General features: G+C 70.1%; 28 protein-coding genes and 1 tRNA gene. 21 read left to right on the forward strand and 8 right to left on the reverse strand.

The window, feature by feature from the left end:
- Positions 1 to 16: 16 nt before the first annotated feature.
- Both WBL06_RS11900 and WBL06_RS11905 read right to left on the reverse strand, forming a co-directional pair.
- A complete protein-coding gene (locus tag WBL06_RS11900; RefSeq protein ID WP_424456341.1) occupies positions 17 to 394 on the reverse strand; it encodes a VOC family protein in 378 nt (125 codons plus the stop codon).
- A gap of 29 nt (positions 395 to 423) precedes the next feature.
- Entirely contained in the window at positions 424 to 1,164 is a 741-nt protein-coding gene (locus tag WBL06_RS11905; RefSeq protein WP_424456342.1) for a CPBP family intramembrane glutamic endopeptidase, read from the reverse strand.
- A gap of 60 nt (positions 1,165 to 1,224) precedes the next feature.
- On the opposite strand from WBL06_RS11905, the gene WBL06_RS11910 reads away from it, so the two are divergent.
- Both WBL06_RS11910 and WBL06_RS11915 read left to right on the forward strand, forming a co-directional pair.
- Positions 1,225 to 2,667, forward strand: a complete 1,443-nt coding sequence (locus WBL06_RS11910; RefSeq protein WP_424456344.1) for an MFS transporter — start codon at positions 1,225 to 1,227, stop codon at positions 2,665 to 2,667.
- 25 nt (positions 2,668 to 2,692) lie between these two features.
- Positions 2,693 to 3,331 carry a MazG family protein gene (locus WBL06_RS11915; protein ID WP_424456346.1) on the forward strand — a complete coding sequence of 213 codons (639 nt, stop codon included), beginning with the start codon at positions 2,693 to 2,695 and terminating at the stop codon, positions 3,329 to 3,331.
- A gap of 5 nt (positions 3,332 to 3,336) precedes the next feature.
- Here the strand turns inward: WBL06_RS11915 and WBL06_RS11920 are convergent, their stop codons facing one another.
- Entirely contained in the window at positions 3,337 to 4,416 is a 1,080-nt protein-coding gene (locus WBL06_RS11920) for an ABC transporter permease (RefSeq protein ID WP_424456348.1), read from the reverse strand.
- Complete coding sequence (locus WBL06_RS11925; protein ID WP_424456350.1) at positions 4,413 to 5,336, reverse strand: ABC transporter ATP-binding protein; 924 nt, start codon at positions 5,334 to 5,336, stop codon at positions 4,413 to 4,415. Before WBL06_RS11925 ends, WBL06_RS11920 begins: the two co-directional genes overlap by 4 nt.
- A gap of 124 nt (positions 5,337 to 5,460) precedes the next feature.
- Between WBL06_RS11925 and WBL06_RS11930 the strand changes: the two genes are divergently transcribed.
- Both WBL06_RS11930 and WBL06_RS11935 read left to right on the forward strand, forming a co-directional pair.
- A complete protein-coding gene (locus WBL06_RS11930; protein ID WP_424456352.1) occupies positions 5,461 to 6,039 on the forward strand; it encodes a hypothetical protein in 579 nt (192 codons plus the stop codon).
- 34 nt (positions 6,040 to 6,073) lie between these two features.
- Positions 6,074 to 6,706, forward strand: a complete 633-nt coding sequence (locus WBL06_RS11935; protein ID WP_424456354.1) for a gamma carbonic anhydrase family protein — start codon at positions 6,074 to 6,076, stop codon at positions 6,704 to 6,706.
- On the opposite strand, the gene WBL06_RS11940 is transcribed toward WBL06_RS11935, so the two are convergent.
- Positions 6,677 to 7,075, reverse strand: coding sequence for a type II toxin-antitoxin system VapC family toxin (locus WBL06_RS11940; RefSeq protein WP_424456356.1), 399 nt, complete (start codon positions 7,073 to 7,075; stop codon positions 6,677 to 6,679). The genes WBL06_RS11935 and WBL06_RS11940 overlap by 30 nt on opposite strands.
- Positions 7,072 to 7,326 (reverse strand): type II toxin-antitoxin system Phd/YefM family antitoxin, encoded by a 255-nt coding sequence (locus WBL06_RS11945; RefSeq protein ID WP_424456358.1) that lies wholly within the window; start codon positions 7,324 to 7,326, stop codon positions 7,072 to 7,074. Before WBL06_RS11945 ends, WBL06_RS11940 begins: the two co-directional genes overlap by 4 nt.
- Before the next feature lie 105 nt (positions 7,327 to 7,431).
- Here WBL06_RS11945 and WBL06_RS11950 point away from each other — a divergent pair, with 105 nt between their 5' ends.
- From WBL06_RS11950 to WBL06_RS11995, 10 genes are all read left to right on the forward strand, one after another.
- A complete protein-coding gene (locus tag WBL06_RS11950) occupies positions 7,432 to 7,971 on the forward strand; it encodes a carboxymuconolactone decarboxylase family protein (protein WP_424456360.1) in 540 nt (179 codons plus the stop codon).
- A gap of 67 nt (positions 7,972 to 8,038) precedes the next feature.
- Positions 8,039 to 9,298, forward strand: a complete 1,260-nt coding sequence (locus WBL06_RS11955) for a histidine--tRNA ligase (protein ID WP_424456486.1) — start codon at positions 8,039 to 8,041, stop codon at positions 9,296 to 9,298.
- 53 nt (positions 9,299 to 9,351) lie between these two features.
- Positions 9,352 to 10,629 (forward strand): phosphopyruvate hydratase, encoded by a 1,278-nt coding sequence (gene eno, locus WBL06_RS11960; RefSeq protein ID WP_424456362.1) that lies wholly within the window; start codon positions 9,352 to 9,354, stop codon positions 10,627 to 10,629.
- Between the two features lie 124 nt (positions 10,630 to 10,753).
- Entirely contained in the window at positions 10,754 to 11,266 is a 513-nt protein-coding gene (locus tag WBL06_RS11965; protein ID WP_424456364.1) for an FtsB family cell division protein, read from the forward strand.
- Positions 11,263 to 11,781, forward strand: a complete 519-nt coding sequence (locus WBL06_RS11970) for a DUF501 domain-containing protein (protein WP_424456487.1) — start codon at positions 11,263 to 11,265, stop codon at positions 11,779 to 11,781. Before WBL06_RS11965 ends, WBL06_RS11970 begins: the two co-directional genes overlap by 4 nt.
- Positions 11,778 to 13,007, forward strand: coding sequence for a S8 family peptidase (locus tag WBL06_RS11975; protein WP_424456366.1), 1,230 nt, complete (start codon positions 11,778 to 11,780; stop codon positions 13,005 to 13,007). Before WBL06_RS11970 ends, WBL06_RS11975 begins: the two co-directional genes overlap by 4 nt.
- A gap of 34 nt (positions 13,008 to 13,041) precedes the next feature.
- Complete coding sequence (locus WBL06_RS11980) at positions 13,042 to 14,364, forward strand: NAD(P)/FAD-dependent oxidoreductase (protein WP_424456368.1); 1,323 nt, start codon at positions 13,042 to 13,044, stop codon at positions 14,362 to 14,364.
- Between the two features lie 99 nt (positions 14,365 to 14,463).
- Positions 14,464 to 14,537, forward strand: a tRNA-Leu gene (locus WBL06_RS11985).
- A gap of 171 nt (positions 14,538 to 14,708) precedes the next feature.
- Complete coding sequence (pta, locus tag WBL06_RS11990; protein ID WP_424456369.1) at positions 14,709 to 16,787, forward strand: phosphate acetyltransferase; 2,079 nt, start codon at positions 14,709 to 14,711, stop codon at positions 16,785 to 16,787.
- Positions 16,784 to 17,905 carry an acetate/propionate family kinase gene (locus WBL06_RS11995; protein ID WP_424456371.1) on the forward strand — a complete coding sequence of 374 codons (1,122 nt, stop codon included), beginning with the start codon at positions 16,784 to 16,786 and terminating at the stop codon, positions 17,903 to 17,905. Before pta ends, WBL06_RS11995 begins: the two co-directional genes overlap by 4 nt.
- Before the next feature lie 11 nt (positions 17,906 to 17,916).
- Here WBL06_RS11995 and WBL06_RS12000 read toward each other — a convergent pair whose 3' ends face one another.
- Together WBL06_RS12000 and WBL06_RS12005 are read right to left on the reverse strand one after the other, a co-directional pair.
- Entirely contained in the window at positions 17,917 to 18,240 is a 324-nt protein-coding gene (locus WBL06_RS12000) for a type II toxin-antitoxin system PemK/MazF family toxin (protein WP_424456373.1), read from the reverse strand.
- Positions 18,237 to 18,440, reverse strand: a complete 204-nt coding sequence (locus WBL06_RS12005) for an antitoxin MazE family protein (RefSeq protein WP_424456375.1) — start codon at positions 18,438 to 18,440, stop codon at positions 18,237 to 18,239. Before WBL06_RS12005 ends, WBL06_RS12000 begins: the two co-directional genes overlap by 4 nt.
- 105 nt (positions 18,441 to 18,545) lie before the next feature.
- Between WBL06_RS12005 and WBL06_RS12010 the strand changes: the two genes are divergently transcribed.
- The 7 genes from WBL06_RS12010 (at position 18,546) to WBL06_RS12040 (ending at position 26,494) form a co-directional block, all read left to right on the forward strand.
- Positions 18,546 to 19,160 (forward strand): TetR/AcrR family transcriptional regulator, encoded by a 615-nt coding sequence (locus tag WBL06_RS12010; RefSeq protein ID WP_424456377.1) that lies wholly within the window; start codon positions 18,546 to 18,548, stop codon positions 19,158 to 19,160.
- Positions 19,157 to 20,410, forward strand: coding sequence for an MFS transporter (locus tag WBL06_RS12015; RefSeq protein WP_424456379.1), 1,254 nt, complete (start codon positions 19,157 to 19,159; stop codon positions 20,408 to 20,410). Before WBL06_RS12010 ends, WBL06_RS12015 begins: the two co-directional genes overlap by 4 nt.
- Positions 20,407 to 21,645: an amino acid deaminase/aldolase gene (locus tag WBL06_RS12020; RefSeq protein WP_424456381.1), complete on the forward strand. Its 1,239-nt coding sequence runs from the start codon at positions 20,407 to 20,409 to the stop codon at positions 21,643 to 21,645. Before WBL06_RS12015 ends, WBL06_RS12020 begins: the two co-directional genes overlap by 4 nt.
- Positions 21,646 to 21,665: 20 nt before the next feature.
- Positions 21,666 to 22,979 (forward strand): D-arabinono-1,4-lactone oxidase, encoded by a 1,314-nt coding sequence (locus tag WBL06_RS12025; RefSeq protein WP_424456489.1) that lies wholly within the window; start codon positions 21,666 to 21,668, stop codon positions 22,977 to 22,979.
- Between the two features lie 130 nt (positions 22,980 to 23,109).
- Positions 23,110 to 24,516 carry a glycoside hydrolase family 1 protein gene (locus WBL06_RS12030; RefSeq protein WP_424456382.1) on the forward strand — a complete coding sequence of 469 codons (1,407 nt, stop codon included), beginning with the start codon at positions 23,110 to 23,112 and terminating at the stop codon, positions 24,514 to 24,516.
- 4 nt (positions 24,517 to 24,520) lie between these two features.
- A complete protein-coding gene (locus WBL06_RS12035) occupies positions 24,521 to 25,906 on the forward strand; it encodes a glycoside hydrolase family 1 protein (RefSeq protein WP_424456383.1) in 1,386 nt (461 codons plus the stop codon).
- 21 nt (positions 25,907 to 25,927) lie between these two features.
- Positions 25,928 to 26,494: a LemA family protein gene (locus tag WBL06_RS12040; RefSeq protein ID WP_424456384.1), complete on the forward strand. Its 567-nt coding sequence runs from the start codon at positions 25,928 to 25,930 to the stop codon at positions 26,492 to 26,494.
- Positions 26,495 to 26,557 lie beyond the last annotated feature (63 nt).

The following is a 26,557-nucleotide window of genomic DNA, read 5'->3' on the forward strand; positions in this document are numbered from 1 at the left end:
CCCGCGGAGTGGCGGCTCACTCGCTGAGGATCGACAGAACATTGCCCGCGGGGTCGGTGAACCACGCGATGTCGGGCCCCATCCCCGCCGCCTTTCCGCGCATGATGCGCTTCTCGTCTTGCGGCATCCCGGGGTAGCGCTCCAGCTCGACGCCTGACTCAGCGAGTTGCGCGGCGGCCGCGTCGATGTCGGCGACCTGGAAGTTGAGCACGGTGAACGTCGCGGGCACGTGGTCGTCTTTGGCATAGATGAAGACCGAACCGCCGGGCAGCCGCAGGCGGAGCCCCATCCCGGTGTCGTCGACCTCGACGCCGAGGGAGTCGCGGTAGAAACTGAGCGCCGCCGCTTCGTCGTCGACCGAGAAGCCGCTGAATGATCCGTCGTACGTCAACATGGCGCCAGCTTTCCACCCGCCGCCGACGCTCAGGGCTTTTCCCAGGCCCTGCCCAGCGCGATCGGGATGAGCACCATCGAGCGCAGGTCGATGATCGCGTGCAGCACGATCGGCACGACGATCGACCCGGTGATCAGGTAGAGCGCGACGAACACCGCACCGAGCACGACCGAGAACAGGATGCCGAGGGCACCCTGGTACAGATGCAGCACGCCGAAGAGCAGCGTCGCTCCGAGGAAGGCGACGAGCGCATCGCCGGTCACCGCGAAGGCGAGAGCGGGAAACCCGAGGCGGAACAGCAGCTCTTCGAACACGCCGGCGTTCACCGACAGCGCCGCTCCGTAAGGCAACTCGCCGCGAGCGCGCGGGAGCAGGGCCCGGATGTCACCGATCGCCGGAGCCTCTTCGAGCGAATTGCGCAGGAACACGATCGGCAGCACCAGGCCGGCGAGCACCACGACGGCGATCGCGATGGCGACCGGGATGCCGGCATCCGTCGCGAGGAACGCCCGCGCGGCGGCGATCGGCTCCCACTGCTGCGCCGCGGTGAGGGCGAGCGGAATCTGCGCCCAGGCACCGACGATGGTCGCGAGCGACAAACCGCTGAGAACGATCGCGCCCTCGATGAGCCACCGGCGGTAGACCCGCTGCCGGGCGACGGTGGAGCGCAGGCGTTTGAACCGCACGTACTCGCGGCGTTCGCGAGTGAGTGCTCGCCACAGCAGCACCCCGACGACGACGCCGAGCAGGGCGAGAGCTGCGAGATCCACCCGCTCATCATCCACGAAACCACCAGCGCGACCGTGCATCGAGATGGTTGGCTAGGGCGAGTGAGCACTGCCGTCGGTTTCCGTTCTGAGCGCGGACCCCTTCTTCTGGCGATGATGCTCGCCACCGGCCTCGTCGCCATCGACAGCACCGCGCTCGCGACCGCCGTGCCATCGATCGTCGCCGAGATCGGCGGCTTCGCCTCGTTCCCCTGGCTGTTCTCGATCTATCTGCTCACGTCAGCGGTCACCGTGCCGGTGTACGCCAAACTGGCCGACCTGTTCGGGCGCAAGCCGCTCATCCTGTGGGGCATCGGCGTGTTCCTGCTCGGCTCGATCCTCTGCGGCCTCGCCTGGGACATGCCGAGCCTGATCGTCTTCCGCGCGGTGCAGGGCATCGGGGCCGGGGCGATCCTGCCGATCGTCATCACGATGGTCGGCGACATCTACACCCTGAAAGAGCGCGCCAAGGTGCAGGGCTACATGGCCAGCGTCTGGGCGATCGCCGCCGTCGTCGGCCCCACGCTCGGCGGGGTCTTCGCGCAGTTCGACCTCTGGCGCGGCATCTTCCTGATCAACATCCCGCTGTGTCTTCTCGCCGGGTGGATGATCTGGTCGCGCTTCACCGAGAAGGTGGAACGCCGGGAACATCGCATCGACTATGCGGGGGCCGCGCTGTTCAGCGTCTCGGTGTCGCTGCTCATTCTCGGGGTGCTGCAAGGCGGAACCGGGTGGGCCTGGAACTCGCCGCAGAGCTTCGCGGTGCTGGGGGCGGGGGCGCTCCTTCTGGTCGCGTTCGTGCTGGTCGAGCGCAGAGCGGCGGAACCGATCCTGCCGCTCTGGGCCCTGACGCGTCGCCTCTTGTGGCCGACGAACCTGCTGGGGTTCTGCGTCGGAGCGGTTCTCATCGGCCTCACCGCGTACGTTCCCACCTTCCTCACCGTGACCACCGATGCGGCGCCGATCGCCGCGGGCCTGGCGCTCGGCGCGATGACGATCGGTTGGCCGGTCGCCGCAGCCGTCTCCGGCCGGCTCTACCTGCGGTTCGGGTTCCGCTCGACGACGATCCTGGGGGCGGGGATCCTGCTGATCGGCACCGGCCTGTTGACCTGGTCGGCCGCGAGCCCGTCGATCTGGGTGGTCGCGGGCCTCTGCTTCGTGATCGGTGTCGGCTTCGGATTCGCGTCGGTGCCCAGCCTGGTCGCCGCGCAGGCGAGCGTCGAGTGGAGCGAGCGCGGGGTCGTGACCGGAACCCAGTTGTTCTCCCGCTCGATCGGCCAGTCGATCGGAGCCGCCGCGTTCGGCGCCGTCGCCAACGCCGTCATCCTGGCGAACGGCGGCGACGAGACCATTTCGTCGACGATGGAGGCCGCTGCGGGTGCCGTGTTCCTCGGCGGGGCGATCGTCGCCGTCGTGCTGCTGATCGCGGCGATCGCCATGCCGCGGGTTCCGCTGCCGGCGGCGGAGGCTGCCCAGGAAGCGTCCGCCGAGGCGTCGCCCGCCTGACCCGCCGGGATGTGAGGATGGCGGAGTGACCGACGCCCCGCATCCTCGCCTCGACGAGCTGATCGCGACGCTCGAACGCCTGCGCGCGCCCGGCGGGTGCGCCTGGGACCGCGACCAGACCCACGCCTCGCTCGTGCAGTACCTCGTCGAGGAGAGCGCCGAGCTGGTCGAGGCGATCGAGTCGGGCGACGACGCCGAACTGGTCGAGGAGCTCGGGGATGTGCTCTACCAGGTGCTGTTCCACGCCGACATCGCCGCGGAGGCCGGGCGCTTCACGCTGGAGGACGTCGCCGCGCACATGACGCAGAAGATGGTGGGGCGGCATCCGCACGTCTTCGGTGACGTCGTCGCCGAGACCCCGGAGGCCGTCGTCGCCACCTGGGATGCGATCAAGGCGGTCGAGAAGGCCCATCGCACGAGCGTGCTCGAGGGGATCCCCGCCGGGATGCCGGGGCTCGCGCTCGCCGACAAGATGCTCGGTCGCGCGTCGCGCGTCGGCATCGACGTGACGCCCGCGCCCGTGCCGTCCACCGAGGACGAGCTCGGCGCGCAGTTGCTCGCCCTCGTCGCCGGTGCCCGCGAGCAGGGGCTGGATGCCGAACGAGCTCTCCGCGGCGCGTTGCGTTCGCTGCGCGGTCGGGTCGAGGCCGAAGAGTCCGACTGAGGGCGTCAGGCGATCCGGCTGCCCGGACTCAGCCGACGCGCCGGCGTGCGGGTCGCTGAGATCGCGCCCACCAGTAGCGCGCCACCGAGCCCGAGGTGGATGGCGAGCCCGACGAACCAGCTCGGCGTCGAATCCCCGATGAGGTCGCGCGCCGACGGGCCTTGGCCGCTCCAGTTCGCCGGGTCGCACTCGTCCCAGCGGGGCTTCAGGTCGGGCGGCTGCTGGGCTCCGCGCACACTCAACTTGATGAACCCAAAGGCATCGACCGGGTTGTCGTAGGCGTCATAACTGGTCGGAGCCGCGTCCGCCATCACGACGTACGGGTTCGCGGCGAGCAGCCACCACACGTAGTCGAAGCGCGGCGCGTTGAACTCGTAGGTCGAGACGAGGGTGCACTCGGCATCGCGGGGCAGCCCGGTGTCGGGGTCGTACTCGACCTCCTCGCCCTCGTACTGGCTCCAGTCGATCGAACGGTTCTCGGCGGTGACGGGCGTCTGAATCGCGGTGCCGGCGATACCGAAGGCGATGAGAGTTCCGACGCTCAGCAGCGCGACGACGAGGTAGGTGACGACGACCGAAAACAACGGCCGCCGCACGAGGCCCGACAGGCCCACGCCGATCGCCGACACGACGGCCAGTTCGGCGACGAGCACGGCGAGCGACGTCGCAACGGTGAGCGGCGGAACCTCGCTCAGCACGAACGAGTACACGATGAACGGCACCGCGGCGACGAGGAACGCGAGCGACGACAGCCACGCGGCGAGGAACTTGCCGAGCACGATCTGCGTCGTCGACACCAGGGTGACCTGCGTCGTGGCGAGGGTGCCGGCATCCCGATCGCCGTTGACGGCGTTGCCCGAGAGCGCGGGCGTCACCAGTGTCACGAGCAGCAGCACGAAGTAGACGACGATCGAGTAGAGCGCGCTGCCGGGCTCGGGGGCGTAGCTGAGCGACAGAGTCGCACCGATCGTGACGGCGAGCGTCAGCATCACGAACACGCCAAGCAGCACGTACCAGGCCGACCCGCGCACCCGCTGCCGCAGCTCGATCGACGCGATCGTCCAGATTCCCGAGAGCGCGGTCACGATGGCGTCTCCGTCGACAACCCCAAGAAGGTTTGTTCGAGGTCGCCCACCGCGGGTGCGAATGCGATCACCGGAACACCATCGGCGACGAGTCGAGCCAGAAGTCCGGCGGCGGCCCGGTCGTCTTTCGGAGCGACGATCGCATCTGCTCCGTCCCAGCGAGCCGCCTCCGCCCCGAGCGCCGTGCGCAGCGCCTCGGCGTCGAGCGAGCGGATGCGCCACTCGCGTCCCGCGGCGCGTGCGGCCGCGATCCGCTCGGCGCTCGCCGTGGTGCCCTCCTCAAGGTAGACCGCGGCATCCGCCATCTCCTCCAGTTCGGCGAGCACGTGACTGGAGACCAGAATCGTGCGACCGCCGTCGGCGAGCTGGCGCAGCAGTTTGCGGAGTGCGACGCGCGCGGCCGGGTCGAGCCCCGACGCGGGTTCGTCGAGCAGCAGCACCTCGGGAGCGTGCACGAGAGCGCGGGCCAGGCTGAGACGCTGCTTCTGCCCGCGCGACAGCACACGGGTCGGGCGGTCGGCCAGGGGCACGAGGTCGACGAGTTCGATCAGCTCGGCGGCACGGTCGGCGGCTGCGGCCTTCGGGATGCCGTAGAGCCGACCGGTCAGTTCGAGCGTCGCCCGCACCGTGAGGGCCGCCCACGCACCGAGCACGTCCGGCATCCAACCGATGACCCGCCGTACGGCCAGCGGATCGGACACCGGGTCGTGGCCGGCGATGCGGATCTCGCCGTGCTCTGGCTCGAGAAGGGTCGCGAGCATGAGCAGCAGCGTCGTCTTGCCGGAACCGTTCGGCCCGATCAGCGCCGTGATCTCGCCGGGGCGGGCTTCGAACGACACATCGCGCACCGCCTGCACGGGCCCGAACGACCGCGCGAGCCCGGTCGCGACGATTCCCGATCCTGAGGACCCCTCGGCCATGCCTGACCCTAACACCGGCCGCCCGGACCGCAACGCTTGCCGCCCCGGTCGCCGACGCGATAGTAATGGGCCTGATGCCCCCGACGTTCGACCTCCCCGACTGGCGCACCCTCGGTGCAGTCTCGTGACCGCTATCCCCGCGCCCCTGCTCAGTCGCCAGGTCGGCGTCTTCGTCGTCGTGCTCTCGGTGCTCACCGCGGTCGCACTCACGGTGCTGCTTCCACTCGGCTTCTGGCCGTTCGTCGGCACCGTCGTTCTCGCCGCGATCCACAGCGCCTTCCTGGCCCTTGCGGTGCTGCTCATCGGTCGCACTGGACTCGCGGGCCGTCACTCGTTCGCACCGGTCGCCGCCACGTTCGGCAGCGCCTCAGTGCTGCTGCTCGTCGCGCTCGCTGAAATCGCGCTCGTCGTCGTCGCGGGGGTCGTGCCCGGTCCTCCGCCGGCCTGGTTCGGGTCTGCGGCAGGTGCCCTCGCCGCAGCCACAGGCCTGACGCTCGCCCTCTTCGGGATTGCTGTCGCGCGGGCCGCCGTGGTGCGGCCGGGCGCGCGCATCCTGCCGCTCGTCGGGGGGCTCGCGGTGCTCGTCGCCGCGGTCGCGCTGTTCCTTTATCCCGACGGCGCCGGGCGGCTCGCGATCGCCGTCGCCTCCCTGCTGCTCGGTGGGATCGGCGTGACGCTGTTCACGCCGCGCACGCTGCGGTAGCCCACGGCGTGGGGCGTCGGCGTAGAGTCGGCGCATGCTGGTGGAGCACCTCGGACAGAGCCCGCGCATCCATCCCGAGGCCGTCGTCGCACCCGGTGCCGTGGTCAGCGGAGACGTGACGATCGGCGCCGACTGTCAGGTGCTGCACGGTGCCGTCATCAGCGCCGAAGGCGGGCCGATCGTGCTCGGGGAGCACGTCATCGTGATGGAGAACGCGGTGCTGCGCGCGTCGTCCTCCGACCCGCTCCGCATCGGCGACCACTGCCTCGTCGGGCCGCTCGCCTCCATCTCGGGCGCCCGCGTCGGCGACGAGGTGTTCATCGCGACCGGCGCCCGCATCTTCAACGGCGCCGTGATCGGTGACCGCAGCGAGGTGCGCATCAACGCCGTCGTGCACCTGCGCACCGAGCTGCCGCCCGAGTCGGTCGTGCCGATCGGCTGGGTGGCCGTCGGGTCGCCGGTCGAGATGTTCTCGCCCGACAAGCACGAAGAGATCTGGGCGCGGCAGCTGCAACTCGACTTCCCCGGCTACGTGTTCGGGCTCGACCGCGACACCCCCGACCTCATGGTGCAACTCACCGAGCGTTACGCGAGACACCTCTCCCGGCACGCGGACGACCGACCCGCCAACCCGGAGTCAGGCCCGGATGACAGCGGGGCCGCCTAGGTCTTCCAGCTGGGTGAAGTCGGCATCCTGTGTCACGATCGGCAGCCCGTTGGCCAGAGCAATGGCTGCGATCCACAGGTCGTTGACATTGATCCGTCGTTGCGCTTCGGCGACCCGGTAGCGCAGTCGGGACCATTCCGTGGCGGCGTCGGCATTGATGGGAAGCAGATCGAAGCCGCTGATCCCGTCAAGAGTCGCCATTCGGCGGGCACGGGTTTCGGTGTCACGGGCGGCGTAAACGCCGAGTTGGAGTTCCGCGAGGGTCACGACGCTCACCGACACCTCATCGGGCAGCGCGGTGCTGCTCTCGAGCCTGTGTTGCTGGCGAGCGATCAGCACACTCGTATCGAGTAGGCCATACGTCGTCACGGGAGCGGGTCCAGGTCGTCGGTGGTGTCACCAGCGAGACGCGCCAGATCGTCGCGCAGTCCCGGGTCGCTCAGCCGCACCCCGCGCAAGAACTCCTGCGTGGGGATCGAGCGGCGGCGTCCGCGTCGGAGGGGACTGAGGGTGGCGACCTCGACGCCGTTCACGGTGATCGTGACCCGCTCCCCGCCCTCGACGCGACGCAGCACCTCGGCGGTGCGGTTGCGAAGGTCGCGCACCGGAATCGTCGTCATGTCCTCGATTGTAGCCATGCGTAGCCATGCGTAGCCGAACGTCGCGGTTGTGGCTCGGAATCGCCTGCGCGCCCGGTCGAGTGACGCGCGGGTGAAGATGGGCAGATGACCCTGCCCGCCTTCATCGCGCCGCCCCGCCGCATCCCGCTGCCGCTGCGGCTCGGACTCTGGATCGCGAAGCGCGCGTCGGGCGAGGACACCTTGGTTGCGCGACTGCTCACCTGGTACCCGAAGGCGGCTGTCGGTGCGGGTGTGATGGAGGCGCTCGTCGCCCACGACGTCGGACGGGTCGACGAGCGGATGCTCAAACTCGTGCGCACGACGGTGTCGTCGGTCGTCGACTGCCCGTTCTGTGTCGGGTTCAACGGGCACGACTGGCAGAAGCACCTCACCGGCGAGGAGCTCGAGGTGGTGCAGGGTCGGCGGGAGGCCTCCGACGTCGCGAGCTTTGACGACGCCGAGCGACTCGCCATCGAGTACGCCCGCGTGCTCTCGGCCACCCCGATCGCCGTGCCGCGCGAGATGGGGGAGCGGCTCACGGAGCACTTCACCGAGCGGGAGATCGTGGTGCTCGCGACGACGGTCGCTCAGGTCGGGTACTGGGCGCGAGTGGCGCAGGGCCTCGGCTGCCCGGCCCTCGGCTGACTCCCCGGTGACGCGGAGACTGGCAGACTGGGTGCCCGTGGCACAGCAGGTCAATCCTCCGCGCGGGATGCGCGACTTCCTCCCCGCCGAGAAGGCGCGCCGGGAGCGGATCCTCGCCGCCATCCGCGACGTGTACCGCACGCACGGCTTCGACGAGATCGAGACCCCCGTCGCCGAAGACAGCGACCGGCTGTTCGCCGGCCTCGGCGGCGACAACGAGAAGCTCGCCTACAGCCTCCTGAAGCGCGGGCTCACCCGGGATGATCTCCAGGCGGCGCAGGAGCCGCTCGACCTCTCCGACCTCGGCCTGCGCTTCGACCTCACGGTGCCGCTCGCCCGCTTCTACGCGACCCACCGCGCTGAGCTGCCGACGGTGTTCCGCAGCATCCAGATCGCCCCGGTGTGGCGGGCCGAGCGTCCGCAGAAGGGTCGTTACCGGCAGTTCGTGCAGTGCGACATCGACGTGCTCGGTGAGCCCGGTCCGCGCGCCGAGGCCGAGCTTCTCGTCGCCACGCTCGACGCTCTCGATGCCCTCGGTCTCGAGGACGGCTTCATCCGGGTCAACGACCGCCGGCTGTTGACCGGGATGCTCGCGACCCTCGGCTTTGCCGCCCACGAGTATGACGGCGCGCTCATCACGATCGACAAGCTCGACAAGATCGCCCAGGATGGCGTGCTCGCCGAACTGCGCAAGCGCGGCTACACGGCAGCGGCGGTGGATGCGCTCGAGGCGTTATTCCGGCGCCCGACGGTCCTGCCGTTCGGTGAGGCCGCCATCCGTCGGGCGCTGCCCGAGAACCCGGATGCCGACGCGCTCGCGGGGCTCGTCGCGATCGGCGAGGCGGTGGCAGCCGCTCGGGCATCTGACACCGAGGTGCTACGGTTCGACCCGTTCCTCGTGCGCGGCATGGGGTACTACACCGGCCCGATCTTCGAGCTCGCGCACCCGAGCGTCGAGTACTCGCTCGGCGGCGGCGGTCGCTACGACGGGATGATCGGGCGTTTCCTCGGCACCGATGTGCCGGCGACCGGCTTCTCGCTCGGCTTCGAGCGGCTCGTCGAACTCGTCGACCTGCCGGTGGGGGAGGGATCGGAGGCGATCGCGCTGCTGCACGACGCCGACGTCGACCTCGCTCAGCTGCTGACCCTCAAAGCCGAACTCATCGCGACCGGGGCGCGCGTGCGGCTCGTCGCGCGCCCGAAGAACGTCAAGCCGACTCTCGACGCGCTCGCGGCCGAAGGCTTCACAAGTTTCGCGTTCGTCGACGCCTCGACGACCCTGGCATCCCTCTCACTGCGTTCTCTCACCGAATCCGCGTCGTCCTAAGCTCGACTCAGGGGCTACGCCACCAGACCCCACACCCTGATCAAAGGAAAACCATGTCTGCCATCGAAGCCGTCGGCGCCCGCGAAATCCTCGACTCCCGGGGCAACCCGACGGTCGAGGTCGAGGTGCTGCTCGACGACGGAACCGTCTCGCGCGCCGCCGTTCCCTCGGGGGCGTCGACCGGAGCGTTCGAGGCGTACGAGCTGCGCGACGGCGACGAGAACCGCTACGGCGGCAAGGGCGTGCTCAAGGCCGTCGCCGGGGTGCTCGACGTGCTCGGCCCGGCCATCGAAGGCTTCGACGCCGCCGACCAGCGGCTCGTGGATGCCGAACTGATCGCCGCCGACGGCACCGACAACAAGAGCAAGGTCGGGGCGAACGCCATCCTCGGTGTCTCGCTCGCGGTCGCGAAGGCCGCCGCCGACTCGGCCGACCTGCCGCTGTTCCGCTACCTCGGCGGACCCAACGCGCACACCCTGCCGGTGCCGCTGATGAACATCATCAACGGTGGCGCGCACGCCGACACCGCGCTCGACATCCAGGAGTTCATGGTGCTGCCGGTGGGCGCCGACACCTTCGCGGATGCCCTCCGCTGGGGCGCCGAGGTCTACCACGCGCTCAAGTCGGGCCTGAAGAAGAAGGGCCAGTCGACCGGCCTCGGCGACGAGGGCGGCTTTGCCCCCGACCTGCCTGGTGCTCGTGCCGCGCTCGACTTCATCCTCGAAGCCATCGGAACCGCCGGCTTCTCGGCGGGTAAGGACTTCCTTCTCGGGCTCGACGTCGCCGCGACCGAGTTCTTCGCCGACGGCGTCTACTCCTTCGAGAAGCAGAAGTTGTCGGGCGAGCAGCTCACCGAGTTCTGGGCCGGGCTCGTCGCCGACTACCCGCTCGCGTCGATCGAAGACCCGCTGGCCGAAGACGACTGGGACGGCTACGTGCACCTCACGCAGGCCCTCGGCGACAAGGTGCAGATCGTCGGCGACGACCTGTTCGTCACCAACCCGGTGCGCCTGCAGAAGGGCCTCGACCTCGGTGTCGCCAACTCGATCCTGGTCAAGGTCAACCAGATCGGAACCCTCACCGAGACCCTGGATGCCGTGTCGCTCGCCCAGCGCGCGGGCTACACCGCCATCCTCTCCCACCGTTCGGGCGAGACCGAAGACACCACGATCGCCGACCTGGCTGTGGCGACCGACTCGGGTCAGATCAAGACCGGAGCCCCGGCCCGCTCCGACCGCGTGGCGAAGTACAACCAGTTGCTGCGCATCGAGGAAGAACTGGGCGACGCCGCCGTCTACGCCGGCCGCTCGGCCTTCCCCCGCGCGAAGTAGTCCCCATCTCGGCGGTCGAGTAGCGCCCGCAGGGCGCGTGTCGAGACCCGTGTCGAGACGCCCGCCCTGGTCTCGACACGCCGCTGCGCGGCTACTCGACCACCGAGACGCTTAACCTGGACGCATGGCCCGAGCACAGCGACCCATCCGGGAGCGCACGCGCACGGTGCCGGTGGCGATGGCTGAGGAGCCGCGCGCGGCCGCGTGGCTGCGTGACTTCCGGCTGTCGGGGTTCACCTTGTCGATGCTGCTGCTCATCGTGGCGGCGCTCGTCGTGCTGGCGCCGAGCCTCAAGACCTTCGTCGAGCAGCGGCAGCAGATCGCCGCGCTCGAGCAGCAGGTCGCTGACGCCCAGGCGGATGTCGACGACATCACGGCCGAGATCGACCGGTGGAGCGACCCGGCGTACATCGAGGCGCAGGCGCGCGACCGCCTCTACTACGTGTATCCGGGCGACATCACCTTCCTGGTGATCGGCAACGACGACGCCGGCCTCGACGAGGGTGGGCTGCCGATCAGCGACGAGATCCAGACGACCCAGGTCGACTGGGTGCGTGCGCTGCTCTCCACCGTCTACCAGGCGGGGCTGACGGATGCGACTCCCGACCAGCTCGAGAGCCCGCAGCAGGGCGGCTGATGCGTCGGCCATTCACCGAGCCGACCGCCGCCGAGATCGCCGTCGTCTCCACGCAGATCGGTCGCCCCGCCCGCGGGGTGATCGGCATCGCCGCTCGCTGCGTGTGCGGTAACCCGACGGTCGTGGCGACCGCCCCGCGACTTCCCGACGGTACGCCGTTCCCGACCCTCTATTACCTCACGCATCCGGCGGCGACGGCCGCGATCTCCACCCTCGAAGCCACCGGGGTGATGGCCGAGCTGGCGGCCGATCTTCACGACGAGGCGGTGGCCGCCGCCTACCGTGAGGCCCACCTGAGCTACCTCACCGACCGCGACACGATCGAGGTCGTCGACGAGATCGCCGGCTTCTCGGCGGGCGGGATGCCGGACCGGGTGAAATGCCTGCACGCTCTCGCCGGGCACTCGCTCGCGGCGGGCCCCGGGGTCAACCCCATCGGCGACCGCGCTCTCGAACGGTGCGCCTGGTCGCCGACGCGCTGCGAATGCGCGGAACCGGGAGCCGCGGCCGGATGAGGCGGGCGGTCGCACTCCTGCTGGGCGCGGCCGCCGTGTTCGCGTTCGCTCCGCCCGCGCAAGGCGCACCGCAGGATGCCGTGCGCGATCGCGAGTACTGGCTCGACGACTACGGCATCCGCGACGCGTGGGCGGTGACGCGGGGCGCCGGCGTGACGATCGCGATCATCGACACCGGGGTCGCGGGCGACGTGGCCGATCTCGCCGGCGCCGTGGTCGGGGGAGCGGACTTCTCCGGCATCGGCTCACCTGACGGACAGCGCCCGATCGGCGACAATCCTCAGCACGGCACCCTGGTCGCGTCACTCGCCGCCGGTCGCGGCACGGGCCCGACATCCGGGGTGATCGGGTCGGCGCCGGAGGCATCGATTCTCAGCCTCTCGGTCGGGTTCGGCGGCGGCTCCGACGCCCAGATCGCCGAGGCGGTCACCTGGGCGGTCGACAACGGGGCGGATGTCATCAACATGTCGCTGACCCGCAACACCCTCGATTGGCCGGAGAGCTGGGATGACGCCTTCCTGCACGCCGCCGAGCACGACGTCGTGATCGTCGCAGCGGCCGGCAACCGCGCCAGCGGAACGGTCGAGGTCGGCGCACCCGCGACGATGCCGGGGGTGCTGACCGTTGGTGGTGTCGACGAGAGCGGTCAGGCATCCTGGGACGCATCCTCCCAAGGCATCACGATCGGGGTCGCCGCGCCGAGTGAGCGCCTCGTCGGCGTCACGCCGGCGGGACGGTACATCACCTGGGCGGGCACGAGCGGTGCGACCCCGATCGTCGCCGGAGTGGTCGCGCTGGTGCGGGCGGCGCATCCCGACCTGGATGCCGCCAACGTGATCAACCGCATCGTCGCGACCGCTCGGGATGCCGGACCGGCCGGCGCCGACTACACCTACGGATTCGGATACCTCGATGCGGCGGCCGCCGTGTCGAGCGACGTGCCACAGGTGTCGGCGAACCCGATGGGCGACCTCGCGGAGTGGGTGCGGGTCAATCGCCGAGCCGACGCTACGCCGCAGGCCGTTGATCCCATCGTGGCTGTGCCGGAAGCGCCCGAAGCGCCTGGCGAACCCGGCACAGCGGACCCGACGGGCGTTCTGCTGCCGAGTCTCGTCGCTCTGCAACTCGTGGGCGCCCCGGTGCTGGCTGTGGCTCTGATGCTGTTCGTCGTCGGCGGCCTCGTTGTCGGGGCGCTCCGGGGAATTCGGCCCCCGCGTTCGCGGTAGATTGGGTGGCAATCCAGCGAGGAGTTTCATCAACGTGCGCAAAATCCTGATCGTCGGCGGTGGCTACGCCGGCTTCTACACGGCCAAGAAGCTGCAGAAGCACCTGGCCCGCGGAGAGGCCCAGGTCACGGTCGTCGACCCGCTGCCGTACATGACCTACCAGCCGTTCCTCCCCGAGGTCGCTGCCGGAACCGTCGAGCCGCGCCACGCGGTGGTCTCACACCGCCGTCATCTCAAGAAGACCACCGTGATCACGGCGAGCGTCAGCAAGATCGACCACGCCGCCAAGAAGGTCACGGTCACTCCGGCCGCGGGCGACCCGTGGGAGGTCGACTACGACACGATCGTCGTCACCGCCGGAGCCGTCACCCGCACGTTCCCCATCCCCGGGCTCGCCGATGAGGCGATCGGCCTGAAGAACATCGAAGAGGCCGTCGCGATCCGCGACCGCGTCGCCGACTGCTTCGCCAAGGCATCCAACCTGCCCGCCGGCCCCGAGCGCGACCGCCTGCTGACCTTCGTCGTCGTCGGTGGTGGCTTCGCCGGCATCGAGCTGTTCGGCGAACTGCGGTCGTACGCGAGCGCCCTGCTGCGCCAGTACAAGAACCTCACGATCGACGACACCCACTTCCACCTCATCGAGGCGATGGGCCGCATCATGCCCGAAGTTTCGCTGAAGACCAGCCACTGGGTGATCAAGAACCTCGAGGAACGCGCCGCGACCGTGCACCTCGACACCCAGCTCGCGAGCGCCGTCGGCGGCGTGGTCGAGCTCTCGACGGGCGAGTCGTTCGAGTCCGACACCATCATGTGGACCGCCGGCGTCATGGCGAATCCGATGCTGCGCAACACCGACCTCCCCGCCGAAGAGCGTGGCCGTCTGCGCGTGGGCGCCGACCTGCGGGTGATCTCCGACGCCGGCATCGTTCCGGATGCCTGGGGCGCGGGTGACGTCGCCGCGGTTCCCGACCTCATTCCGAACCAGGGCGTCGGCGGGTTCACGGTGCCGAACGCCCAGCACGCCGTGCGGCAGGGCAAGCTGCTCGCGAAGAACCTGGTGGCCGACATCCGCGGCGAGCAGCCGCGCGAGTACCGCCACAAGAACGCGGGCGCGGTGGCCGGCATCGGCCTCTACTACGGCGTCTTCCAGTCGGGCCCGATCGCCCTCAAGGGCTTCGTCGCCTGGCTCGCGCATCGCGGCTACCACGGCTTCGCGATGCCGATGTGGGAGCGCAAGGCGCGCGTGTTCGGCAACTGGATCATCAACTTCCTGTTCCGCCGCGACCTGGTCGGCATCCCGGCCCGCGACACCCCCCGCACCGCGTTCGAGCAGTTCGCCGTCCGTCCGAAGGTCTAGTACCGCCGCATAGAGGGTTCTTTGGCGTGAAAGAACCCTGCGCGCGGGGTTCTACGGCGACGCGACACCCTCCGTCGCTCCGCGTACTCTCGAATCCGCGCCCTCGTAGCCCAATCGGCAGAGGCAGGCGACTTAAAATCGCTTCAGTCTGGGTTCGAATCCCAGCGAGGGCACGCCGATAGCCGGGTGGATGTGGTGGTCACCCTGTCCCGGGACGAATCGCGCCGCATCGCCCTGCGGGCGTGCACGAGCTACTGCCGTTCGACCCGGTGGAGGCGGAGATCATCGACCTTGAGATCGACGCTCGCCGAATCGCTGGCCGTCTGCCGCGTAGCGTAGGGGACGTGACCCTGCGCATCGCCGTCCTGTCTGCCGAAGGCCGCACGGCAAAGTCGACGGTCGCCGTGGGGTTGCTCGACGCCCTGACCCGCGACACGGGCGACGCACGCGTCGGGGTGTTCCGTCCGGTCGCCCGGTCACTCGAGGAGCCGGATCCGGTGCTCGACGCGCTCGCGGCGCACGGCGCCACCGCGACCGGCGTCGGGGTCGACGACGAGTACGTGCATGCCGATCCCGAGGTCGCCGTGCGCCGCATCGTGGCCCAGGCGGCGAAGCTCGATGAGTCGTGCGACGTGGTGCTGGTACTCGGCAGTGATTACACCGGGGTGGGGGCGCCGACGGAGCTGTCGATGAACGGCCGCATCGCCGCCGACCTCGGTGCCGCGGTCGTGCTCGTCCTCAACGGGCTCCGCCCGGGTGCCTCCGGATTCCGCTCCCCGGAAGAGCTGGCGGATGCCGCTCGGGTCGCCGTTGCGGAGCTGCGCAACGATCACGCCGGCCCAGCCGCGATCGTCGTGAACCGCGCCGACCCCGACAACCGAGCGTCGCTGGCATCCGCCGTCGAAGCGGCCGTCGGTGGACCGGTGCACGTCATCCCCGAAGATCCGCTGCTCGATGCCCCGTCGCTGCGGCGGCTCGCCGAGAGTCTCGAGGCGACTCTCGTGAAGGGCCGCGACGACCACCTCGAGCGGCCCGTGCTCGGCACGGTCGTCGCGGGGATGTCGGTCGAGAACCTGCTGCCGCGCCTGATCGAGGGCGGGGTCGTCGTCGTGCCCGCCGACCGTGCCGACGCGTTGCTCGGCGTCGTGCTGGCGGAGCGGTCGGCGGCGTTCCCCACCCCGGCCGCGGTCGTGCTCAACGGCGGCCTGCCGATGGCGCCCGCCGTCGAACAGCTCATCGACGGCCTCGACGAGGCGCTGCCGTTCCTGGCGTGCGAGTGGGGCACCTTCGAGACGGCGAAGCGCATCGACGCGACCCGCAGCCTGCTGGCCGCCGAGTCCGAGGAGAAGTATCAGCGGGCGCTCGGCCTGTTCCGCGACAACGTCGACGGCGCGGCGATCGTGCGCAGCATCCGCGAGGCCCCGCCCGGGCCGATGACGCCCAACCGGTTCGAGTACGAGCTGCTGGAGCGCGCCCGGCACGATCGCCGGCACATCGTGCTGCCCGAGGGCGACGACGACCGCGTGCTCGAGGCCGCCGCGGCGGTGCTGCGCGACGGCGTCGCCGACCTCACGATCCTCGGCGACGAGTCGGTGGTGCGCGCCCGCGCCGCCGAGCTGGGCTTCGACCTCGACGCCGCGACGATCACGAGCGTCGACGACCCCGAGTTGCACGAGCGCTTCGCCGCCGAGTACCACCGACTGCGCGCGCACAAGGGCATCGATGCCGCGACGGCGGCCCAGACCGTGCGCGACGTGTCGTTCTTCGGCACGATGATGGTGCATCTCGGGCTCGCCGACGGCATGGTGTCGGGGGCCCGGCACACGACGGCCCACACGATCACGCCGTCGTTCCAGATCATCAAGACCAAGCCCGGCATCTCGGTGGTGTCGAGCGTGTTCCTCATGGTGCTCGCCGATCGGGTGCTCGTCTACGGCGACTGCGCCGTCATCCCGGAGCCCACCCGCGACCAGCTCGCCGACATCGCGATCGCCTCTGCCGCCACGGCCCGCCAGTTCGGCATCGAGCCGCGCGTCGCGATGCTGTCGTACTCGACGGGGGAGTCGGGCAGCGGCGGCGACGTGGATGACGTGCGCGCGGCGACGGCGCTGGTCAAGGAGCGCGCCCCCGACCTTCCCGTCGCGGGCCCGATCCAGTACGACGCGGCGGCTGACCCGACGGTGGGCGACGCGAAGCTTCCCGGATCCGACGTCGCGGGGCGGGCGACCGTGTTCGTCTTCCCCGACCTCAACACCGGCAACAACACCTACAAGGCCGTGCAACGCAGCGCCGGGGCGCTCGCGATCGGACCGGTGCTCCAGGGGCTCAACAAGCCGGTCAACGACCTCTCCCGCGGGGCGCTCGTGCGCGACATCATCAACACGATCGCGGTCACGGCGATCCAGGCGCAGGACGCCTCGTGACCCGCATCCTCGTGCTCAACGCCGGGTCGTCGAGCCTCAAGTACGAGGTCATCGACCTCGCGGCGCCCGATGAGCGGGTCGGCGGGATCGTCGAACGCATCGGTGAGCCGGGGTCGGGCGTGCCCGACCATGCGGCGGCGGCGCGGCGCGTGCTCGACACCCTGGGCGACACCCGCCCGGATGCCGTCGGGCACCGCATCGTGCACGGCGGCACCCGTTTCGTCGAACCGACCCTCATCGACGACGACGTCGAGGCGGGCATCGAGGCGCTCGTCGACCTCGCCCCGCTGCACAACCCACCCGGGCTCGCCGGCATCCGGGCCGCTCGCGCGGTGCTGCCCCACGTTCCGCACGTGGCGGTCTTCGACACGGCGTTCCACGCGACGCTTCCCGACCACGCCGCGGCCTACGCGATCGACCCCGCCGTCGCCGCGGAGGCCGGCATCCGGCGCTACGGGTTCCACGGCACATCTTTCGCTTTCGTGTCCCGCGCGACCGCTCAGTTTCTCGATCGTCCGATCGAGGAGCTGCGACTGATCGTGCTGCACCTCGGCAACGGCGCCTCGGCGTGTGCGATCTCGGGTGGCGTGTCGATCGACACGACGATGGGACTCACCCCGCTCGAGGGGCTCGTCATGGGAACCCGTTCCGGCGACATCGACCCCGGCGTGCTGCTCCACCTCGCGCGCCTCGGCCGCTCGGTTGACGAGATCGACGACCTGCTCAACCGCCGGTCCGGCCTGTTCGGCATGGCCGGCTCCAACGATCTGCGCGACGTGGCGTCGGCCGCCGAAGCCGGGGATCCCTCCGCCGGCCTGGCGATCGAGGTCATGCTGCACCGCCTGCGCAAGTACCTCGGGGCGTATGCGGGAGAAATCGGGGGAGTGGATGCCGTGGTGTTCACCGCCGGCATCGGCGAGAACGCGGGATGGTTGCGGGCGCGTGCCGTCGAGCGGCTCGGGTTCCTCGGAATCGCGGTGGATGCGGAGCGCAACGGCCGGGGCGACGGCGCCCGCCGCATCTCGCCCGACGGGTCGCCGGTCGAGGTGTTGGTGATCCCCACCGATGAGGAGCTGGAGATCGCTGAGCAGACCGCGAAGGTCGCGTTCGCGGACTAGCTCGGGTCCTCTCAGCCTGCCAGACCCAGGAAGACGATCGCGCGGCGCTCGAACTCGGTGAGCTGAACGGCACTGAGGCGACCGACGTGCTCTGTCACGTTCACTCTGCGCACCGTGGTCAGCTTGTCGATCATCACGAAGCTGGGGTGGTGGATGCCGGACGTGGCGTCGGCCGGAATCGGCAGGCGCAAGAGCGGCGCGTCGACCGGCGTCGTCGTGAACGGGCAGACCGTCACCGAGTCGGTGTCGAAGCGGTCGTCTTGAACGATGAGCGCCGGTCGCGGCTTTGAGGCGTACACGCCGCCCGCGACGAGCCAGATCTCTCCGCGCTTCACTCGTCCCAATCCGTAGAGACCGCCTCGATGAAGGACTGGTCGTCCGACGTGGCGTCCGCGGCGGCGACGAGCCGGGACTGCCGGTGTGCTTCTGTCACGAAACGCTCCGAGCGCACATCCGGAACCCAGATCTGGATGGGCCGGAGCCCTTGTTCGCGGAGGCGCGCGCGGTGCGCTGTGACCCGGTCTCGAACTGCCATCTTCCGATGTTACATGTAACACACCCCACACGTCACTTGACGTTCGGGACATCCGTCTGGGACGCTTGACCAACTTTGCGGTCGGGTGACGGGAGGCGGTTGGACATGGCGCGCATGGCGGCGACGGAACGTCGCGAGGTGCTGGCTCGCGCTGCGCTCGCGGTGATCGCCCGCGACGGAGTTCACGCGGCGACGACGCGGGCGATTGTGGCTGAGGCCGGGATGCCGCTCGCGTCGTTCCACTACGCCGTCGCGTCCCGCGACGAGCTGATGCGCGACGTCGTCGAACTCGTGGTCAGCAGTCAGGGTTCGGCTGCCTTCGGCACCCTCGAACTCGACGCCCCCGACATCCGCACCGCTATCCGCGGCGTGTTCGGGTCGAACCTCGACATCCTGCGAGCCGACCCCGCGCGTCAGCAGGCGATGTTCGAACTCACGCAGTACGCGCTGCGCACGCCCGCCCTCGATGGTTTTCCCGACGAGCAGTACGACGTCTACCGCGCTCTCGCCGGCCGCTTGCTCGAAGCGGGGGCTGTTCGCTACCGCGTGCACTGGGACGTGCCGATTCCCGACCTCGCGGCTCTCGCCGTTGCCCTCAGCGAGGGGGCCACCCTCACCTGGCTCGCCACCCGCGACGACGGCGCCACCGAACGTCTTCTCGATCTCGCCGCCGACGCGATCGCCGCGCACGCCACCCCGCTATCCGAGGAGACCCGATGACCGACACCCTGCGGCCGCTCGACGAGCCGACGCTGCGCGTTCCGGGGCGGTGGATGGCGGCGTTCGCGACCGCCTGGCTCGGCATCTGGATGGCGCAGCTCGCACCGGTTCAACTGTTGCTGCCGCTGCAGATCGAGTCGATGCGCGCGACGACCGACTGGGTCGACAGCGTCGTGTCGTTCGGCATCATCTCCGGCATCGCGGGCATGTTCGCCCTGATCGCGTACCCGGTCGCGGGCGCACTCTCGGATCGAACGACGGGCCGTTTCGGCCGCCGGCGCCCCTGGATCCTCGGGGGCACGCTGCTCTTCGCCGCGTCACTCGTGGTGCTCGGCCTGCAGTCGACGCTGATGGGCGTCGGCGTGTTCTGGTCGCTGGCCATCATCGGGTTCTGCGTGCTCACTGCCGCCCTCACCGCGACGATCTCCGACCAGGTACCCGTCGGCCAGCGCGGGGTGATCTCCGGCTTGATCGCCGCGCCGCAGGCGATCGGAACGGTTCTCGGCCTGCTCATCGTCGAAGAGCTCGCGCTCGGCATCGTCGTCGGCTACCTCGTGATGGCGCTCGTCGTGGTGGCGACCGTCATCCCCTTCCTCGTCGTCGCCCGCGACGTGCCGCTCGCCGCCGCCGACAGTCCTACGCTCACCGGGCGCGCGCTGCTTGCCGGCTTCTGGATCAGCCCCCGTCAGCACCCCGACTTCGGCTGGACGCTCCTCGGCCGCATCCTGGTGAACGTCGGCAACGCCCTGGGAACCACCCTTCTTCTGTACTTCCTGTTGTTCGGGCTCGAACGCGAAGATGCTGCGGGCGATCTCATCCTGCTGAGCCTTGTCTACGTGGTCTTCATCGTGCTGTCGTCGCTGCTACTCGGCCGCTGGTCCGACAGGGTCGGGCGACGCAAGCCGTTCGTCATGGCGGCGGCACTGTTCCAGGCGGTCGCCGCCGGCCTGCTCGCCTTCGTGCCGGACTTCACCGTGGCGATCGTCGCGGCCGGTCTGCTCGGCATCGGATACGGCGCTTTCCTGTCCGTCGATCAGGCGCTCGCTACCCAGGTTCTGCCGAACGCTCTCACTCGCGGCAAGGATCTGGGCATCATGAACATCGCGACCACGGTGCCGCAGGCCCTTGGTCCGCTGCTCGGCGCCTGGCTCGTCGCGGTCGTCGCCGGGTTCACCGGACTGTTCCTGATCGCCGCGATCGCCTCAGTGCTGGGAGCTCTCGCCGTCCTGCCGGTGAAGGGCGTGCGATGACGCTGAAACTGACGCGCCCGACCTCCGCCCCCTGGGACGATCCGGCGAACTGGTGGCCCGCTCTCACCGCGGCCACGCACGACCTCGACGCGCCGGTCGGCGTGCTCGCCGTCGAGGCGCTCGCGGCGAACGCGTTCGACATGCTCGACCGCGCCGCGGGTCTGCCCATCCGGGTGGCGAGCAAGTCGGTGCGGGTGCGGGGGGTGCTGGATGCCGTGCTCGCGCTGCCGGGGTACCGCGGCATCCTCGCGTACTCCCTCGCCGAGGCGCTCTGGCTCGCCGCCGATTCGCCGGAGCGGGAGGGGCACGACGACATCGTGGTGGGCTATCCGAGCGCCGATCGGGGCGCGATCGCCCGGCTCGCCGCTGACGAGAAGCTCGCGTCCCGGGTGACGCTCATGGTCGACGACGTCGCCCAGCTCGATCTGGTGGATGCCGTGGTCGCGCCGAACAAGCGGGCCGTCATCCGGGTCGCCATCGAACTCGATGCCTCCTTCCGTTCGCGCGCCCTCGGGCATGTCGGGGTGCGACGGTCTCCCGTCTACTCGCCCGCGGACGCGGAGGCGCTCGCCGAGGCCGTCGTCGCACGGCGCGGCTTCCGGCTCGTCGGAATGATGGCGTACGAAGCCCAGATCGCGGGGGTGACCAATGCAGGGCCCCGCAAGGCGGCGATCCGCGCGATGCAACGCGCGTCGGCCAAAGAGCTGGCGCGCCGTCGCGGCGAAGCCGTGCGCCGGGTGCGGGCGGTCGCCGACCTCGAGTTCGTCAACGGTGGCGGCACCGGATCGATCGAGTCGACGCATGCCGACCCGTCGGTCACCGAAGTCGCCGCGGGCTCCGGCCTGTTCGGCCCGCACCTCTTCGACCGCTACGTGCACTTCACCCCTGCCCCCGCGGCCGCCTTCGCACTCGACGTCGTGCGGCGGCCCACCGCCGACATCGCGACCGTGCTCGGCGGCGGCTGGACGGCATCCGGGCCGCCCGCACCCGACCGGGTTCCGAAGGTCGTGTGGCCGACGGGCCTGAAGATGCTGTCCCGCGAGTCGGCCGGCGAGGTGCAGACGCCCCTGCAAGGTGCCGCGGCGCGCGACCTCGCGATCGGCGACCGCGTCTGGCTGCGGCACACCAAGGCCGGCGAACTGAGCGAGCACCTCGGTGCCTTCGCGCTCGTGCACAACGGCGCCCTGATGGGGGAGTTGCTCACTTACCGCGGCGAGGGGAGGGTGTTCTTGTGACACCGACTCCGGGCGCCGACCTGTTGCAGCCGAGTTCCCGGTGGCGCAACTGGGGTCGCTCCGCGGCGGCCGAGCCGGTTCACCTCGCCCGGCCCTCGAGCGTCGACGACGTCGTCGCCATCGTTCGCGCCGCCGCCGAGCGTGGGCTCGCCGTCAAGGCCGTCGGCGCCGGCCACAGCTTCACCGACATCGCCGCGACCCCCGGCGTGCTGATCGAACTCGACGGGTTGCAGGGAGTGCTCGGCGTCGACGCGGCGCGCAAGCGGGTGCGGGTCGCCGCAGGCACGCGGTTGTGGCGACTCGGTCCGGCCCTGCGAGCGCACGGCCTCGCCCTGGAGAACATGGGCGACATCGACCGTCAGTCGATCGCGGGGGCGACCTCCACCGGCACCCACGGCACCGGCCGGCGGTTCGGCGGGCTCGCGACCCAGATCACCGCGGCGACCCTCGTCACCGGTCGCGGCGAGGTGCTGCGGGTCGACGACGCGCACCGGCCTGAGCTGCTGCCGGCCGTGCGTCTCGGACTCGGCGCTCTCGGCATCCTCGTCGAGGTCGAACTGCAGTGCGTCGACGCGTTCCTGCTGCGTTCGGTCGACCATCCCGCCCCGTTCGACGAGGTGCTCGACGGATGGGACGAGCGCACCCGCGAAGCCGACCACTTCGAGTTCTATTGGTGGCCGCACACCGACCTGGCGATGACCCAGACCAAGACGAGGCTGCCGATCGACACTCCGCACCGCCCGCCGGGACGGCTCGCTCTATGGGCCGAGCGTCGACTGCTCGAAAACGACGCGTTGCGGTTGCAGCAGGCGGTGGGGCACAGCATCCCCGCCCTCGTGCCGCCCCTCAGCCGGCTCGCGACGAACGTCTACGGCGACGGGGAGCGCACGAGCGTCTCCTACGAGATCTATGCCAGCCCGCGGCTGGTGCGCTTCCGGGAGAGCGAGTACGCGATCCCGCTCGACGCTCTGCCGCAGGCACTGCGTGATGTGCGCGGCCTCGTCGAACGCAACGGCTGGCGCATCTCGTTCCCGGTCGAGGTGCGCGCGGCCGCGCCCGACGAGAACTGGATGTCGACCGCCTACCAGCGCCCGAGCGCCTACATCGCGGTGCACCGCTACTTCCGCGACGACCCGTCCGCGTACTTCCGGGCGTTCGACGCGCTGATGCGCACGTACGACGGGCGTCCGCACTGGGGCAAGATGCACGACCGCACCGCCGACGACCTCCGGCCCGCCTACCCGCGCTTCGACGACTTCCTCGCGGTGCGCCGCGAACTCGACCCCGACCGCCGCTTCGCGAATCGCTACCTCGACCGGGTTCTCGGCCCGTGATGGTCACCGCTCGGTGGTCGAGTAGCGCCCGAAGGGCGCGTGTCGAGACCTTCGGTGCGGGCTTCTCGGGGCTGGGTCTCGACACGCGTCGCCCTGCGGGCGCCGCTACTCGACCACCGAAAGCCTCACCATGACGCCCGAGGAGGTTGCCGCGCTGATGCGACCGGACTTCGTGTTCGGGGTGGCGTCGGCGGCGGCTCAGATCGAAGGGGCCGCCGACGAAGACGGACGCACCCCGTCGACCTGGGATGTCTTCGCCGCCCAGCCCGGAACCATCAGCGACGGGTCGACGCCCGCGGTGACGACGGATGCCTACCACCGCTTCGACGACGACCTCGCGCTGATGCGTGACGTGGGCGTCGACGCCTCCCGGTTCTCGCTGTCGTGGTCGCGACTCATGCCGGATGGTCGCGGGCCGGTGAACCCGAAAGGCGTCGCCTACTACGACCGGGTCATCGACGGCCTGCTCGAGGCGGGCATCCGCCCCGTCGTGACGCTGTTCCATTGGGATACCCCGGCCTCGCTCGAGGAGCGAGGCGGCTGGCTGCGCCGCGACACCGCCTACCGGTTCGCCGAGTTCGCCTCGGCCGCGGGGCACGCGTTCGGGGATCGCGTCGCCGACTGGATCACCCTCAACGAACCGACGACGGTCATGCTCGACGGCTACGCACTCGGGGTGCATGCGCCGGGTCGCGCGAAACTGTTCGGCGCGATCCGGGCGGTGCGCACCATCCTGCTCGCCCACGGGCTCGCCGTCGATGCCTTGCGCGCGGTTCCGGTCACGGGTCGCATCGGCATCACGAACGTGCACACGCCTGTCGAGTCGGCAAGCGCTGCCCGCGAAGATCACGACGCGGCCGACCTCTTCGACTTCGTGCACAACCGGCTGTTCGCCGATCCGGTGCTGTTGGGGCGGGATGCCGAGCTGCCGCGTGGCGCGCAGGGCATCGACCGGCTGGGGCTGCACATCCTCTCCCGCCTGGGGCGCGACCGTGCGGTCATCTCGCGCCCGCTCGACTTCTACGGGCTCAACTACTACTTCCCGACCCGGATCGCGGCCGGCGCCGACCCGGAGGGCCGCACCCCCGACGGCGCGACCGAGGCGATGAAAGACGTGCCGTTCCGGCTGGAGCGGTTTCCCGAGCATCCCGTCACCGGGTTCGACTGGCCGATCGACCCGTGCTCGCTCGGAGTCGTCATCGACCGTATGGTCGAACGCTACGGCGACCGGCTCCCTCGCATTCTGATCACCGAGGGGGGCGCGAGCTTCCCCGACGAGATCGCGCCCGACGGCACCGTCGACGATTCCGCCCGGGTCGACTATCTCGCCCGCCACGTGGCGATCGCGGCGGCGCGGCCCGAGGTCGATGGCTACTTCGTCTGGACCTTCGTCGACAACTGGGAATGGGCGGCCGGGTTCACCCAACGCTTCGGGATGGTGCACCTCGACACCGAGACCCTGGTGCGCACGCCGAAGAGTTCGTATCACTGGTTCCGCGCCGTGCAGCAAGCGCGAAGCCGCGAGGCACCAAGCTAGTGACATGACACCCGAAGAGCTGGCGGCGAAGCTGCCGCCGGGCTTCGTGCTGGGAGTGAGCACCTCGGCGTACCAGATCGAAGGCGGCGCCGACGAGCGCGGCCCCGCCGGGTGGGATCGCTTCGCGGCCGACCCCGGCGTCGTGCTCGACGGGTCGAACGCCTTGGTGGCGGCCGACCATTACAACCGGATGCCGGAAGACGTCGCGCTGATGAAAGACCTCGGGGTCGACGCCTACCGGTATTCGATCTCCTGGCCGCGCGTGCAACCGGGCGGCAAGGGACCGGCCAACCCCGAAGGCGTCGCCTTCTACGACCGGTTGCTCGACGAGTTGCTCGCCGCCGGCATCCGCCCGATGGCGACCATCTACCACTGGGACACGCCCCTCGAGATCGATGAGGCGGGGGGCTGGGTCAAGCGCGACACCGCGTACCGCTACGCCGAGTACGCGCGGCTGTGCGGCGAGGCGTTCGGCGATCGGGTCGCCGACTGGGTGACGATCAACGAACCGGCGACTCTCGCCCTGGAGGGGTACACGCTCGACGTGCACTCGCCAGGCACGGCGCTCTGGGTCGCCGGAGCCCGTGCCGCCCACCACATGCTGCTCGGTCACGGCCTCGCCGTGCGCGCGCTGCGCGAGGTTCCGGTGAAGGGCCGCATCGGCATCTCGAACGCCCACACTCCCGTGTTCGCGGCGACCTCCAAATGGCGCGACCGGTTCGCGGCGCGCAACTTCGACATCCTCTGCAACCGGGTCTTCGCCGACCCGGTGCTGCTCGGCAAGCGCCCACCGGGCCTCGTGGGGCTCGGGGTCCGGCTGGCGGCGTTACCGCACTGGGGCGACCGCAAGATCATGCGCGAGCCGATCGACTTCTACGGGGTGCAGTACTACTTTCCGAGCAAGGTGGCCGCCGGGCCTCCGCACGTCAAGGTCGGCACCCACGACGGTCACTCGAAGGCGATGGTCGACCTGCCGTTGCGGCTGGAGCCCTGGCCGGAGTACGGGGTGACCGGTTTCGGGTGGCCCGACTCGCCCGACCTGCTGCCGGTGCTGCTCGGGCAGTTCGCCGACCGTTATGGCGGGCGCCTGCCCCCGCTGATCTTCACCGAAGGCGGTGCGAGCTACCCCGATCGCCCGCAGCCCGACGGCAGCGTCGACGACGACCATCGCATCGAATACCTCGAGAGCCACATCAGCGCGGCAGTCGACCACGTGCCCGGAGTCGAGGTCGAGGGCTACTTCGTGTGGTCGTTGCTCGACAACTTCGAGTGGGCCGCCGGCTACACCCAGAAGTTCGGTCTCATCGCCGTCGACCCCGAGACGCAGGAGCGCCGCCCGAAGTCGTCGTTCGACTGGTATCGCAGCGTTCTCGCTGCACGTGAGCGTTGATCGGGGCCTATGATGGCGGGCATGGAGATCCTCATCGTCGTCGCAGTCATCGTGCTGCTCGTCGTCATCGTCGGCGGCTACCTCTGGGCGACCTACAACGGCCTCGTCCGGCTCAACGTCCGCGTCGATGAGGCGTGGAGCGACATCACGGTGCAGCTCAAGCGGCGCGCCGACCTCATCCCGAACCTGATCGAAGCGGTCAAGGGCTACGCCGCCCACGAGAAGCAGGTCTTCGAGAACGTCACCAAGGCGCGAGCGGCAACTGTCAGCGCTCAGACCCCGGCCGAGGCCGGTGCGGCCGAGAACATGTTCCAGCAGGCGCTCAAGAGCCTGTTCGCGGTCGCCGAGGCGTACCCGCAACTGCAGGCCAGCCAGAACTTCCTCCAGCTGCAGGGTGAACTGGTCGACACCGAAGACAAGATCCAGGCCTCGCGCCGGTTCTACAACGGCGGCGTGCGCGAGCTGAACACCAAGATCAAGGTGTTCCCGAACACGCTGTTCGTGCGCAGCCTCGGCTTCACCGAGCGCGAGTTCTTCGAGGTCGACGAGCCGTCGGCGATCGCCGAGCCGCCGAAGGTGCAATTCTGATTCGAGTTGACACGAGCGGGCGCCCCCAAGGGGCGCACGCACGCGTCAAGGTCGAGTAGCGCC

The organism is Pseudolysinimonas sp., from assembly GCF_049651805.1.
Taxonomy (GTDB): Bacteria; Actinomycetota; Actinomycetes; order Actinomycetales; family Microbacteriaceae; genus Pseudolysinimonas_A.

What these genes read in the sequence shown, in the direction of transcription:
- WBL06_RS11900 (WP_424456341.1), bottom strand. Translation starts at nt 394, where the DNA reads ATGTTGACGTACGACGGATCATTCAGCGGCTTCTCGGTCGACGACGAA.
- WBL06_RS11925 (WP_424456350.1), bottom strand. Translation starts at nt 5,336, where the DNA reads ATGGCCGAGGGGTCCTCAGGATCGGGAATCGTCGCGACCGGGCTCGCG.
- WBL06_RS11935 (WP_424456354.1), top strand. Translation starts at nt 6,074, where the DNA reads ATGCTGGTGGAGCACCTCGGACAGAGCCCGCGCATCCATCCCGAGGCC.
- WBL06_RS11945 (WP_424456358.1), bottom strand. Translation starts at nt 7,326, where the DNA reads ATGACGACGATTCCGGTGCGCGACCTTCGCAACCGCACCGCCGAGGTG.
- WBL06_RS11950 (WP_424456360.1), top strand. Translation starts at nt 7,432, where the DNA reads ATGACCCTGCCCGCCTTCATCGCGCCGCCCCGCCGCATCCCGCTGCCG.
- WBL06_RS11955 (WP_424456486.1), top strand. Translation starts at nt 8,039, where the DNA reads ATGCGCGACTTCCTCCCCGCCGAGAAGGCGCGCCGGGAGCGGATCCTC.
- eno (WP_424456362.1), top strand. Translation starts at nt 9,352, where the DNA reads ATGTCTGCCATCGAAGCCGTCGGCGCCCGCGAAATCCTCGACTCCCGG.
- WBL06_RS11965 (WP_424456364.1), top strand. Translation starts at nt 10,754, where the DNA reads ATGGCCCGAGCACAGCGACCCATCCGGGAGCGCACGCGCACGGTGCCG.
- WBL06_RS11975 (WP_424456366.1), top strand. Translation starts at nt 11,778, where the DNA reads ATGAGGCGGGCGGTCGCACTCCTGCTGGGCGCGGCCGCCGTGTTCGCG.
- WBL06_RS12005 (WP_424456375.1), bottom strand. Translation starts at nt 18,440, where the DNA reads ATGGCAGTTCGAGACCGGGTCACAGCGCACCGCGCGCGCCTCCGCGAA.
- WBL06_RS12010 (WP_424456377.1), top strand. Translation starts at nt 18,546, where the DNA reads ATGGCGCGCATGGCGGCGACGGAACGTCGCGAGGTGCTGGCTCGCGCT.
- WBL06_RS12015 (WP_424456379.1), top strand. Translation starts at nt 19,157, where the DNA reads ATGACCGACACCCTGCGGCCGCTCGACGAGCCGACGCTGCGCGTTCCG.
- WBL06_RS12020 (WP_424456381.1), top strand. Translation starts at nt 20,407, where the DNA reads ATGACGCTGAAACTGACGCGCCCGACCTCCGCCCCCTGGGACGATCCG.
- WBL06_RS12030 (WP_424456382.1), top strand. Translation starts at nt 23,110, where the DNA reads ATGACGCCCGAGGAGGTTGCCGCGCTGATGCGACCGGACTTCGTGTTC.
- WBL06_RS12035 (WP_424456383.1), top strand. Translation starts at nt 24,521, where the DNA reads ATGACACCCGAAGAGCTGGCGGCGAAGCTGCCGCCGGGCTTCGTGCTG.
- WBL06_RS12040 (WP_424456384.1), top strand. Translation starts at nt 25,928, where the DNA reads ATGGAGATCCTCATCGTCGTCGCAGTCATCGTGCTGCTCGTCGTCATC.